Below are 12396 nucleotides of genomic sequence, written 5' to 3'. Positions count from 1 at the left end.
TTCTTGCGTATTTGTTTTGCTTGGTTTCCGGTGGCATTCTGATCACACTGAGCCTGACGAGTGATTCAGGATTCGACAGTGACGGAGCAGGCGGGCAACTGACGCTGTTGTTCAGCACACCCTTCTGGTCTTTCAGTCTTTGCAGCTTCGGTCTCTTTGGGTTGTTGGCAACGCTTCTTGCACCATCCCAATCACACATTGCTGTAGTGGCTGGTTTTGCAGGACTGGTCATGGGGTGGGGAGCAGCGCAACTGCTGCGGCTCATTGGGAAACGCAATGTGGATAGCCTTGTCAGAGCTGAGGATCTCATTGGGCACGAAGCACGCGTAACCCTCGCAATCGGAGCGGATGCAAGAGGTTTTGTTGAACTGAATGTCAAAGGCAGCCTGATCCGGCGCCCAGCTCGCAGTTGTCAAGGAGCCATTCCGCAAGGCACCCAAGTTGTTGTTCTTACATGCGAAGGTCACACCCTGACCGTGGAACAACTTTAAATCGAAAAGTATCTGGAGCATAACGAACTCGATCTATGTTTTATGTGTATCAATGAAAGGAATAATTAATCACATTGTGAAGACGGTTCCATTGATACAAACCCAGTCATCGACTCCAGCCTTCCTATCCAATCGGGAGAATCAAAACAGTGAGGTGGTCATAGCGGGTGCGGCCACTGTTGTCGTCAGCATTGTGGTGCTAACGATAATTTGCCGTTGGATGATCAGAATTTGCCGACCCAATGAAATGTTGGTGGTGACAGGTTCAAAATCGCGCCAGCAAGATCAAGGTGTTAGTGGCTATCGCGTCGTCGCCAACGGAGGCTGGACCTTCGTGAAGCCAATCCTGGAAACAGCACGGCGGATGGACGTCACTCTCCTGCCAGTTGTCGTTGAAGTCAACAATGCATATTCCCATGGAGGAACACCACTAAACATTCAAGCGATCGCCAATGTAAAAGTCAGTACAGATCCTGAAATACGCAACAATGCGATTGAGAGATTTCTTGGTCATGACCCCATGGAAATCGTGCAGGTTGCCAAGGAAAATCTTGAAGGAAACCTGCGCAGTGTTCTAGCTCAATTGACACCCGAGCAAGTGAATGAAGATCGGCTCAAGTTTGCGGAACAAATTGCTGACGATGTTGGTGCTGACATGCGACGACTTGGCCTTCAACTGGATACATTAAAGATTCAAAGTGTATTTGACGATGTTGACTACCTGAATTCAATCAGTCGACGACGCGTTGCACAAATTGTACGAGATGCTGAAATCGCGGAAGCAGAAGCGATCGGACAAGCTGAGCGCGTTGAAGCAGAAATGGAAGAGGTGGCCGAAGTTGTTCGAACGGAAGCAGAAACAGTTGTGATTCAGAAGGACAACGACGTCAGAACAAAAGTGGCAGAAATGGAAAAAGAGGCTCGATCGGAAGAAGAGCGGACGGAAGCGGCAGAACTCGAAGCCAGGGCTCGTGCCGAACAACAATTGCAAAAAGTACGTGCAGAACTGGAACGTCTGCGCCTTAAGGCTGAACAGATCTTGCCCGCCCAAGCCAGTCAAAAGGCTAAAGAATTGAGAGCGCGCGGACGGGCGGCGGCCACGGCGGAGGATGTCAAAGCCAGTGCACAGGTCAATGATCTTCTGACGCAAGTTTGGGAGGATGCTGGTAGCACCGCAGAATTGGTATTTTTACTGCAGCAAATTGAAATGGTCCTCAGCCAGGCCACCCGTCTACCAGGACGGTTGACATTGAAAAAAATCACAGCACTGGATGGTAACAATGCTGAGACACTGGCCAATCTTGTGGCCTTGAATCACGTGGTGGTTCGACAATTCTTCGAGCAGGTCAACGAGATCCTTGGGATCGACTTGCTTGGCACTTTAACCTCAACTGGAGATCATTGATGTTTGTAGCACTTGGCCTCACTGGAGCCGCAGGAATCTGGGTTTTTGTCTCATTATTGAGACAACTTTATTACATATGTCAGCCCAGTGAAGTGTTGATCTTTGCCGGACTCAGACGAACAACGGGCAGTGGAAAACGCGTAGGGTACAGAACAGTTCGTGGTGGGAGTGCGTTAAGAATTCCAGTTTTGGAAGAGGTTATGCGACTCGACTTAAGCAATAAAATTATTGATCTGCAAGTCACCAATGCATACTCAAAAGGTGGAGTCCCCTTAAATGTATCTGGTGTTGCAAACATCAAGATCAGTGGAGAAGAACCAGGAATTGACAATGCCGTTGAACGATTGATCGGAAAAACCCAGGAGGAGGTATGTCACATAGCGAAGGAAACGTTGGAAGGCAATTTGCGTGGGGTCATGGCCAGCCTCACACCTGAACAACTCAACGAAGACAAGGTGACATTTGCCCGAACATTGCTCGATGAAGCAGAGGACGATCTTCAGAAGTTAGGACTTGTCCTGGACACACTCCAGATACAGAATATTTCGGATGATGTGCGCTATCTGGATTCGATTGGCCGCAAGCAGCTGGTGGAATTGAAGCGAGATTCTAGAATAGCTGAAGCCGAAGCAACGTCACAATCAGCGGTCAAGCAAGCAGAGAACGGACGCATCACTGCCTTGAGAAGACTCGACAAAGAGCTTGCAATTGCAACAGCCAATGCAGAGAAAAGAAAAAAGGACGCCCTCACTCGAAGAACAGCTTTGGTTGCAGAAGTTCAAGCAAAAGTAGGAGCTGATTTGGCCAGGGCAAAAGCTGAATTGCCAGTTCAAGAGGAAAGAATCAAGCAGGTGATGCAACAGTTGGAAGCAGATGTAATCGCACCTGCAGAATCTGAATGCGAAACGATGATTGCAGATGCCAAAGGTGAAGCGGCCACGATCGTTGAAGAAGGTCGGTCACAGGCAGAGGGATTGCAAGAACTTGTGGAGTCCCTGAAACGTTCAGGAGATGATGCGAAAAGGCTATTCCTGCTGCAAAAACTGGAGCCATTGCTCAAAATGTTGAGCGAAACGGTGAAACCGATCGAAGTTGAAGAAGTCACATTGATCGGTGAGCGGGAAGGACAGGTCAACCTGTCGTTAGCCACATTGTTGAGACAGTTGCAGGACAGCACAGGCATCCGGCTGCTTCAGGGGCAATCCGATGAAACCAGCCCCGAATAAGCCACTGGTTGCCAACATCAACTGTAAAATAAAAAAAATGAGCAAAGCGTCAAAGCTTATCAAACGCCTCGACAAGGTATTGAAATCACATGCAAGTTTTGGTGACAATCCAGACGACTTCATTGAACAGATCATGTCTGAACTGGACGGTGACTTTACCGAACTTATAAGAAAATCAAAGCCGGAACATTGGGCCGAAATTTATGTTGAACGCGATCGAGCAAGAATCAAGCAAGTCATCCTTAACCACATGATGTCAAAAGGGTCAGGTTAATGGTCGGAGGAGCTGTTGCCCTTAAGCAAATCAGGTGGCAATCCTCCAAAAGTCATCGCCAGGTTTTCAGGAGTAAAGACTTCTGATGTTTCTCCATAAGCAAGGATGGTTTTATTAATCAAAACAACAACATCGCAAAAGTCCCGCACATGGCTCAAATCGTGCGTCGAAATCAAAATGGTTCTGCCTTGGTCACGAAATTGAAGAAATAGCTGCGCCATCAGTTTCTCGGTCCTTATGTCAACACCATTAAATGGTTCATCCATGAGAAGAACATCGGCGCGCTGAGCGATGGCGCGTGCTAAAAAAGCTCGCTTGCGTTGACCAGCAGAAAGAACAGCAATGGGCTTGCTGGCAAAATCCAACAAATCAACACGCTCAAGAGCATCCTTCACTGCAACGCGATCAGATTCCCTTGCAATTCTTAAAAGATTCATCAAACCATACCGACCCATCATGACAACATCCCAGACCGAGACGGGGAACTGAGGATCGATTCCCTCATTTTGTGGAACATAAGCAACGGATTGATGACGTTGAGCCTCATGCACAGTCAAACCATTGACACGAATTCGGCCTCGAACTGGCCTCACAAATCCAGTCAATGCCCTAAAAAGTGTTGATTTACCGGCACCATTCATCCCCACTAAACCACAAATGCGACCAGCCGGCAGATTAAGAGTCGCATCGTAAAGTGCAACAGTTCCGTTGTACTCAACGCAAACTCTGTCGGCCTCAACGCGCATAAACAACCTTTGTATAGATCAATTTTAACACCTCAAGAAACCAAGAGCCCAAACAACAGGGAATCAATCACAGCAGATCCTACAAGACTTGGCAAACAACAATGACTTTGTTCAAGCATCAACTGGACCAGTCCTATGCCCCCCGGGAACGGGAGACCATGAACAATAGAGAAATCAAATCAAAAGCCATGGAATACAAGTTGGCGGACAACAACGAAGGAAAAGGCACTGTAAATAGAAACAAGTGAGTTCTCGCAAGTAAACAAGTACCAAAACGCCTTGATCAAGACCGGGACCTATAAAAGTTGACAAAAAGTCAAATCAGTCAAGCACAGTAGAGGGAGAGAACTCGACTAAGGCCAACAACACTCAGCATAGAACAACGATCCAAACGAAGCCAATTAGCTAGAATAAAAAAGACATAATGGCAATACAAAAACTGAACCGACTTGTCCTATTCACGGCTAAAGCCAACAGAGTTGAATCAAAATATCGATATACTGCTAAAAAAGGCGACCCAATCGAGCTTAAGCAGAAGAAAACTTACTCTCCTGCTAAGGTACGGGTGAACTCAATCCTTTGACTAGCATCTCAACATTGTGTTGCTGTAAATCAAGTAAGGTAGGAGCTGGACCATTCTCACCGGATAGTGAATCGACATAAAATATACCTCCGAAATTTGCACCTGAAGCAGCTGCTACCTCGCGTTGAGCTTTATCACTAACCGTACTTTCGCAAAAGATAGTCGGAACGTTTCGCTGACGTATTGTATCAATCAGTTTGGTCATCCGTCGGGGTGTGGCCTGACTTTCAGCATTGACAGGCCACAAATAAGCCTCTTCCAAACCATAATCCTGTGCAAGGTAACTGAATGCTCCTTCACAACTGACAAGCATTCTGCGTTGCTTAGGAATCTCAGACAACGATTTTGTGAGCGCCTGATCAAGCTGTCGTAACTTCTCCTTGTAAGCATTGCCGTTGCGCAAATAAGCATCAGCACCTTCGGGATCCAATCGTGAAAATGCGTCGACAAGACGATCCACATAGGCCATTGTCCGCTTCGGAGACATCCATGCGTGGGGATTTGGCTTTCCGGCATAAACGTCCTCTTCGATCAGAAGAGGTTGCATGCCATCCGACAAGGTCACGGTGGGGACATGGTTGACAGAGGATGTGAAACGCTTGAACCACAACTCGAGACCAAGACCGTTTTCAACAATCAAATCAGCATCAACTGCCTGCTCTAGATCACTAGGGGTGGGTTGATAGCCATGGATCTCTGCACCGGGCTTAACGATGGAACGCACCCGAAGACGATCACCCGCAACATTGCGAGCTAAATCAGCGAGGACTGTGAACGTTGTCAGAACCTCAGGTCGTTCGTCCTTCTGCTCCTTAGCAGAATCCGACTGTTGACACCCTGTAAGAAGCAACGACCCCAGTAGCAATGCACTGGCGAGATGCGGAGTGATTGAACTGAACTTGAAAAGTTTCGAGGATTGGCATAACCCCTTGATCTGAAAGGGATTGAGACGAGGCAAGGGTTTGAGGGATGTTGGGTTGGTGTAGAGATGGGAGGCTGAGTTGGGCGCCTTCACCTTCACTACAATTCAGCCTACCGGCGAGCGATTCGATGGAGCGACAAGCGGCCCTGTGACAAACGAAGACAAGCTGGAGACTCCACTTGGTCAGGCTGGTGTTTGTTGACGATGTCCCTGTGATTGCTGCCTCATGCTCTGAACTGCTTCGCTCAAGATTGCACTGACTACAAAAATAGAATAGTCAAGAGGAGGTAAATTATTAAGCAAATAATGCATTGCAAGGACAAATCAAGGCACCCCGATCGACTACCAGCAAATAGTGCAAAAATTTGGCATCGATTTCGATTCTGAGTTGCAGAAGAAATTCATTCATGGTTGGTACCTATGGCAGCCATTGGAACCCCAAAAAACAGACCCCAAAAACTGCGTAACGCAAAACACACTTTGATCCAACGAGAAGAATCTCACAGGCTATTCTTACGAAAATAAGACAATTTCGACAGTGGATCTATGATCATACTTATATGTTCAAGGGAGATACATGATTGATACAGCCCAGACAAGCTGCAAAGAGAAGTTGAAGCAGTTCTCTCAGACAGAAATATTGACATATTCATTCGCGGAGGTAGTGTTATTGCAGTATAGTGCTAATAAGCATGATAGTCATGAGAATTATTGTTGCAGTCTTCGCATTATTTTTATTGGCACCACAAGCCAAGGCGCAGACGAATCAACAACTTTTCGAAGAACGCTTGATATCATTAACCGTCTACGAATTCCTGGAGAAACGTGATGCCAACACACCAGAACAAAGAGCGCTAGCAATAAAAGAGGGTTGCGCCACTGGCGAGTTGGGCGGTGATGACTGCTTCAAATATACTGAACGTCGTTGATGTTGGCGAGCAAAAGAAAACGACAGTCACTACTTTATTCAACCATAAAAATCTTAACGATAGACATTACCCAGACGCACATTCTTCAAAACGAGACCTGCCCCCTACGGTCTAATCATCTGTACAAACCCGGGTAATACCATAACAAATGAATGGTCAAACCATGAGGAGATTCACGTTTAAATCGAAATAAAAAGACTCACACAGATGTTCGGCAATTGATTGTTACTGCCAAGAATTGACTTAAAAAGCAAGGCATAGATCGATGAAAATAGGAATCTTTAAGTAATTAACGAGGTCGCTCAAGAGTAAAGTCAAGAACGGTAAGAGATTTCACCGCTTTACCCTCGTCTCCAAAAACATGTCTGCAACTAATTGGTTGCAAAGATGAGTCAATTTCACTTTATTTAGACCGGTACGTTTCAATGTGAGAGGTTAAATATTGATACTGATATAGATTACGATTCCGATCTACTAGTTCGCTAAGAATCGAAATCGTAAAAGGTCAGTCAGATCTTTACTTTACCTCGGATCTATCTGAACATTCAGGCATACTATCCAACAAACATGTGGAGTGGATGACTTCACTTCATGCATTGAAGCTTGGCTGGGACGATTTCAACAAGAACAGTTGAGAATCATAGTGGGCGACATATCCCTCTTCGAAGTTAGCCGAGACATAACCTTAAGAAGTCATTGCCTAAGCATCGGTGCGACCTCAGAAAAGTCTCATGATTCACTCTTATTGTTGATCTGTAGGTTCTGGTAACCTCGAAACAATTTATAACGTTATTCTACCAAGACGCAAAAGGCTTGGGGCATGGTCCGATGGTGTTGCTGGACTCATGAAAAGAGAACAGATGATGTTGACCCTTGAAACCCCGTATAGCTGTGTTGATGGAGACCTTGTAAACCGTTATAAGGAGCTGACGTAGGGATATGAAAGGAGGTAGAGAAATTAAGATAGACGTGTTAGATCAAGAGAAATGTTCAAATTTATAGCTGCTCTTGGTGCGCTTCTTCTCTCATTTGGACCGATACAAGTATCAGCTGCACCTCAACAGGGAAAGAATCCTGTGACGATGGATGAAATCGATCAATTCTGCACATCAGAAAACCGAATGTGCAATGCTTTTATAGAATCAGACATGATCTTGCATGAAGTCGAATATAGTATTGCCAGCTATTGCTACCTGAAAAAGAAAAAATTGTTGACACCTGAGGGGGTAACTCTAGGTGCGGAAATACTATACGACTTCAATGAATTGCCAACATGGCCGGAATATTTGGACGCGAATGCAATTAAGTTCGCAACAAAAGGAGGAATACTTCAGGGCAGGGCCGATTATCCTGATTGTCTTGATTGGAGTAAATTTACCATACTTCCTTGATCAACGAATCGCAAAGCCAGATCAGAACAAGAAAGGAAATACTTAAAAAATACAAGATTAGGGAGCTTTTACAAAATTATTTTGAGTTTTTTAGTGAGCAGCTTCAATCAAAGCCAATCAACAACCAAATAATTTGAATTTTTGCGAATCCAGCGACGAAGCAGTCAAGGAATGAACTTCAACTAAATTTTCAGGTTGGGTTGGATCATTGAATGTCCAAGTTGAATAATACAATATGACAAACTTATTATCCATATCGCTAACAATATGACAAACCTTTCCAATCTTTCAGCGGCTGACTGGCCAGAACTAACACCTTACTAAAAAAAAGCCACATCTCCAGATCGGGGAATTCAGTTGATTTTCATTCGTACCAACCAATAATACTGACAACTTAGCCAAACAAATAGATCAAATGTACGCAAACTTGTCGTGATAGGTCCATCTGTCGGGAGATCGTGTTAAGTTGTTTTTGCCGAATCAAGATGAAACTCTTTTACCTCCTTCCTCCTTTAAAACGTTAGTCTAAGAAAGCTGGGCTGTCATATCGTAAGGATTGCCACAACAATACTCATTAGAAGTAATGCGGGAGAATAAACGGTCAGCAGGCCTTGATACGTTGTACAAAAACAAGTGACGATGTGAAATGCCCCGCATCATCACCACATACACCACAATTCAAAGCGATCTGCACAACATGCTTTCCCCAGAACAATGCCTTGGTTGATCAACGAAGACGATCGACAATCCCTGATTGCGCTGGGATGCCTAGCGCTATTGATCGTTGCGATCCGTTTCTGGCAGTTTGCAATCATCGCCGGTGGTTTGGGCCTCCTGTTGTGGATCCTGAAAATGCAGGTGCGGCGGGCGAACCATCGTCTTCTGAAGCGCTATGTGGAACAAGCCCAGACTCGGCATAGCCTTTCAGTGGTGTCTGTGGAAGGAATCTTTCATCAGGTGCAGAAGATTCAGGTCATACAAGAGGCGAATCAGCTGAAACTCGAAATGATCACCAGATGCCTAAAAGGTGAGGGAAACCACATTCGCTCTGAAGAAGAGCACATCGCACTCTGGAAGGGTCACTCTGGGATTCCGCAGCAATCAGTGAGTCTGTTGCTGACACGCCAATCCATACAGATCATCAGTCCCATTTCAGTCGAAGCGACCGCATTGAAGACAGCATTAGATTGTCTTAACGAATTACGATGGTGTTACGACGCATGGATGAAGCTGGAAACAATGCAACAGGCAGCGATATCAACCCTTGACAAGGCAAAAGACAATCCACTTCTTGAACATGCAATCCCCTCATTACAGAAAGCTCTCCTGACATTCAAATCTGAAGAGAAGAAAATACGAAAAAACCAAGAAGAAACAGGCAAGATGTTAAAGCAATTAGCCGATTTCCTATCAATCCCAGAAAGTCTACGTCCAATCCTATCGGTGGATCTGCGTGATTGGAATCCAGAGATAAGATTAAAAGAATTGGAACAATCTTTTAATGATGTCATCCTCCTCAATGACAGCTTCGTCGAATTGAATCGAAACATCTTCTAGGATGTTCGCAGATAGTGCCACAACGTGCGAAAAAAAGAAAGGGCCATCGTGATCATGCAGAGACTTGATCAGCATTACCCGGAGACGCCTGTTCCCCTCGACCATCAAGATCCATTCACCTTGCTGATCGCTGTTCTATTGAGCGCGCAATGCACAGACAAAAAAGTCAATGAAGTGACGCCAAAACTTTTTGCGGCAGGCCCCGACCCGCAAACAATGGCATCATTGGAGGAAGCAGAGATCTTGTCTTTTATTCGCCAATTGGGATTAGCAAAGACAAAAGCAAAAAACATCAAAAAGCTCGCACAACTTTTAATCGAGAGACACGAAGGGGATGTCCCACAAAGTTTTGAAGCTTTGGAAGCACTCCCAGGGGTAGGTCACAAGACAGCAAGCGTGGTCATGTCTCAAGCCTTTGGTGTGCCAGCGTTTCCGGTCGACACTCATATTCATCGGTTGGCTCAGCGTTGGGGACTCAGTAATGGCGACAATGTGAAGCAAACCGAACGCGATCTGAAAGCACTTTTTCCAAAGGAGAACTGGAATAAGCTGCATCTTCAGATTATCTTCTATGGACGTGAATTTTGCACTGCAAGAGGATGTAATGGAAAAATCTGCCCGCTTTGTCGTGAACTTTACCCAAATCGTCGTCGACCAGTTTTAACAAAAAAACCTTAATCAACGCGCAAATTATCGTCACCACGCTTCTTTTGCAAGACCACATCTGATTAAGAATCGCAATTTTAAATTTAGAAATCACTTAGGGTCTATTTTTACATTTAAGAGAGCAAAAATATGATCATAATTTCTTGATAACTTTTGAGGTATACGACTTCTATCCCAACAAATTTGCTTACGCTTTGGGCTGCCCAAGCGTTTTTCAATAACCACTTAATGTTACACCATCAATTGACGACGATCAAAAAGCCAATTTTAAAAGAGCAACTTAGTTTTAAAAATCAATACAAATATACGACCTGCCAACGAAGCATTAATGCGGCATTAAACTTTATAAAATCCATGGGCCATGGAGTCAGCCGTAGAAAATTAACATATATTTTATCCGATCGATTAAAGCCGAACAGAGCGGCAACGTCATCTGAGTACAATTCAACATCCCTTGACACTTTGCTACTAATAAAAGACAGATAACTGCCACAGCTAAACCCAATTAAAACCAACTAGTCTCTCAAAAGATAAAAACATGTAATCACTCCTTACAACAATCGTACCATATTAAGACCAATGAAAACTCTTGGATCACGCAGCAGTACACATCCAAGTTAAAGCAAACATAAAAAATATTGAACAAGGCTATTCATTGCCAATGCCAATTCTCGATGCTATCGCTATATTAATAAAATAACTGTTCTGCTTATGCAAACAACCAATTACTCTTCGGTAGAGAAGTGTAATATGGAGAAGAATTCAAGCAGAGGCTGACATTCAGTGAGAATCGGATTGATCATGAAGAGCCCTTCTACGCTTTTCTTCATTGATGGAATCAGTAAATCCAGCCGAAACAATTCCAATTGGTATCGCAATGACGGCGATACCACTAATTGCAGCTAGCGATGCAACAATCTTTCCCATCGTTGTTATCGGTGTGGCATCACCGTAACCAACGGTTGTGACTGTAATGATCGACCACCAGAGACAGCGTGGAATCGAACCAAATTCTTCAGGTTGCACATTTCCCTCGACTAAATACATCAAGATGCTACTTACACTAATAACAACAGCACTGTAGACAGCAGAAATCCCAAGTTCTTCTTTCTTAGATGCAATCGCATGGTGGAAATACATCATACTGTCTCGAAAGCGCTTGGAACGAGCGATACGACCAATTCGTACAAGACGAATTACTCTCAGAAGGTACAATTCCGGGCTAACAGTGCCCAAAATTGTAGGAAGAATCGCCAACAAATCTAGTAAAGCCGTTGGTGTAGCGGCAAAATGAAGGGAGCCTTTTATACCTCTACTTGCCCCAGGCCTGAGCGGTGCAATCCACAAACGGGCGAGATATTCTAATAGAAACAATAGAGCAATGGCATAATCTAGATTTCTTAAAAGATCCACATTATCCCTACGAATTGTAGGCTCAGTTGCTACTATAGCGAGTAAAATTGAAAAAATAATAAGAACAAGAATACCCTTCGCCAGTGGTGTAGAACGTCCACCGATGCAGTCCTGACCAAACAGCACAAGGAGTTTGCCGCGCAACTTGCTGACCATCACAACGACGCTGGTTGGTCACATTGTGTGGTTTGTTCATGCGCGATGCCAGTTGATTTCCTAACCCTGAAATAACCGTCTTACGCCACCGCCAGCATGAACCTCATCCGACATGATCAAGGGGCTCAGATTGTGTCCACAGACAGGAGGCAACAGCAACAGAGATCCCTACCCACCAACGTGGGGCGTCACACGGCCCTGCTCAACTTGTGAAGGCAGGGACCTGCAGGCTTATGGAGTCAGGCGACAGATTTCTAAGAACCTTTGTTGACCACCGTCTCTGGCGACGATTTGATCCAAATCTTCCCAAATCTCCTTTCCGAAGCCACTACGACTTGCTCTGGATATGTTGCAATTGAACGTTTTTAGTACCCATGGACAAAGTTTCGACAACGATCGTCACAGATGATTCTGACGTCAGCACATTCAGCTGGTGGGGTTGCAGCAAGTAGTACGACCAATGTTTGGAGGGAACCAACAAGGCTGATAAGAAAAAAGCCAAAAACGTCTCGACGTTCATGAATGGGCGAGGCGGTAACGACAAACTCACTGGTGGAAGTAAAAATGACAAACTTGAAGGGAACGATGGGAAAGACAAACTAGATGGTGGCAGTGGAAATGATTAAATTGAGGGAGG

The 12396-nt window shown here is 44.9% G+C and carries 12 protein-coding genes; 9 read left to right on the top strand and 3 right to left on the bottom strand.

From position 1 onward, the window contains the following. The first annotated feature begins 20 nt into the window (after window positions 1-20). The 4 genes from SIB64_RS09095 (at window position 21) to SIB64_RS09080 (ending at window position 3396) form a co-directional block, all read left to right on the top strand. Window positions 21-491, top strand: coding sequence for an NfeD family protein (locus tag SIB64_RS09095; RefSeq protein ID WP_413439920.1), 471 nt, complete (start codon window positions 21-23; stop codon window positions 489-491). A 76-nt stretch (window positions 492-567) separates the two neighbouring features. Further along, window positions 568-1896 (top strand): flotillin family protein, encoded by a 1329-nt coding sequence (locus tag SIB64_RS09090; protein WP_413439919.1) that lies wholly within the window; start codon window positions 568-570, stop codon window positions 1894-1896. Continuing rightward, a complete protein-coding gene (locus SIB64_RS09085) occupies window positions 1896-3122 on the top strand; it encodes a flotillin family protein (RefSeq protein ID WP_413439918.1) in 1227 nt (408 codons plus the stop codon). Before SIB64_RS09090 ends, SIB64_RS09085 begins: the two co-directional genes overlap by 1 nt. Beyond that, window positions 3103-3396, top strand: a complete 294-nt coding sequence (locus SIB64_RS09080) for a hypothetical protein (RefSeq protein WP_413439917.1) — start codon at window positions 3103-3105, stop codon at window positions 3394-3396. Before SIB64_RS09085 ends, SIB64_RS09080 begins: the two co-directional genes overlap by 20 nt. Here SIB64_RS09080 and SIB64_RS09075 read toward each other — a convergent pair. Both SIB64_RS09075 and SIB64_RS09070 read right to left on the bottom strand, forming a co-directional pair. Continuing rightward, window positions 3393-4142, bottom strand: a complete 750-nt coding sequence (locus tag SIB64_RS09075) for a metal ABC transporter ATP-binding protein (RefSeq protein ID WP_413439916.1) — start codon at window positions 4140-4142, stop codon at window positions 3393-3395. The genes SIB64_RS09080 and SIB64_RS09075 overlap by 4 nt on opposite strands. Window positions 4143-4696: 554 nt before the next feature. Further along, complete coding sequence (locus tag SIB64_RS09070; protein ID WP_413442957.1) at window positions 4697-5584, bottom strand: metal ABC transporter substrate-binding protein; 888 nt, start codon at window positions 5582-5584, stop codon at window positions 4697-4699. 764 nt (window positions 5585-6348) lie between these two features. Between SIB64_RS09070 and SIB64_RS09065 the strand changes: the two genes are divergently transcribed. The 4 genes from SIB64_RS09065 (at window position 6349) to nth (ending at window position 10202) form a co-directional block, all read left to right on the top strand. Further along, window positions 6349-6576, top strand: a complete 228-nt coding sequence (locus tag SIB64_RS09065; protein WP_413439915.1) for a hypothetical protein — start codon at window positions 6349-6351, stop codon at window positions 6574-6576. Between the two features lie 1082 nt (window positions 6577-7658). Continuing rightward, window positions 7659-7967 carry a hypothetical protein gene (locus tag SIB64_RS09060; RefSeq protein ID WP_413439914.1) on the top strand — a complete coding sequence of 103 codons (309 nt, stop codon included), beginning with the start codon at window positions 7659-7661 and terminating at the stop codon, window positions 7965-7967. Between the two features lie 714 nt (window positions 7968-8681). Continuing rightward, window positions 8682-9524, top strand: a complete 843-nt coding sequence (locus tag SIB64_RS09055; RefSeq protein WP_413439913.1) for a hypothetical protein — start codon at window positions 8682-8684, stop codon at window positions 9522-9524. Between the two features lie 24 nt (window positions 9525-9548). After that, the gene (nth, locus tag SIB64_RS09050; protein ID WP_413439912.1) at window positions 9549-10202 is read left to right on the top strand and encodes an endonuclease III; all 654 of its coding nucleotides are present in this window, start codon (window positions 9549-9551) and stop codon (window positions 10200-10202) included. Window positions 10203-10970: 768 nt separating this feature from the next. On the opposite strand, the gene SIB64_RS09045 is transcribed toward nth, so the two are convergent. Beyond that, entirely contained in the window at window positions 10971-11759 is a 789-nt protein-coding gene (locus tag SIB64_RS09045) for an ion transporter (RefSeq protein ID WP_413439911.1), read from the bottom strand. Between the two features lie 464 nt (window positions 11760-12223). On the opposite strand from SIB64_RS09045, the gene SIB64_RS09040 reads away from it, so the two are divergent. Then, entirely contained in the window at window positions 12224-12385 is a 162-nt protein-coding gene (locus tag SIB64_RS09040; protein ID WP_413439910.1) for a hypothetical protein, read from the top strand. Window positions 12386-12396 lie beyond the last annotated feature (11 nt).

This window comes from Synechococcus sp. MIT S1220, from assembly GCF_047303025.1.
Classification (GTDB): domain Bacteria; phylum Cyanobacteriota; class Cyanobacteriia; order PCC-6307; family Cyanobiaceae; genus Parasynechococcus.
The sequence above is the reverse complement of the archived record's forward strand: the minus strand, read 5'-3'. Positions and strand labels throughout refer to the sequence as shown.

What these genes read in the sequence shown, in the direction of transcription:
- SIB64_RS09060 (WP_413439914.1), top strand. Translation starts at nt 7,659, where the DNA reads ATGGATGAAATCGATCAATTCTGCACATCAGAAAACCGAATGTGCAAT.
- SIB64_RS09045 (WP_413439911.1), bottom strand. Translation starts at nt 11,759, where the DNA reads ATGGTCAGCAAGTTGCGCGGCAAACTCCTTGTGCTGTTTGGTCAGGAC.
- SIB64_RS09075 (WP_413439916.1), bottom strand. Translation starts at nt 4,142, where the DNA reads ATGCGCGTTGAGGCCGACAGAGTTTGCGTTGAGTACAACGGAACTGTT.
- SIB64_RS09065 (WP_413439915.1), top strand. Translation starts at nt 6,349, where the DNA reads ATGAGAATTATTGTTGCAGTCTTCGCATTATTTTTATTGGCACCACAA.
- SIB64_RS09055 (WP_413439913.1), top strand. Translation starts at nt 8,682, where the DNA reads ATGCCTTGGTTGATCAACGAAGACGATCGACAATCCCTGATTGCGCTG.
- SIB64_RS09080 (WP_413439917.1), top strand. Translation starts at nt 3,103, where the DNA reads ATGAAACCAGCCCCGAATAAGCCACTGGTTGCCAACATCAACTGTAAA.
- SIB64_RS09085 (WP_413439918.1), top strand. Translation starts at nt 1,896, where the DNA reads ATGTTTGTAGCACTTGGCCTCACTGGAGCCGCAGGAATCTGGGTTTTT.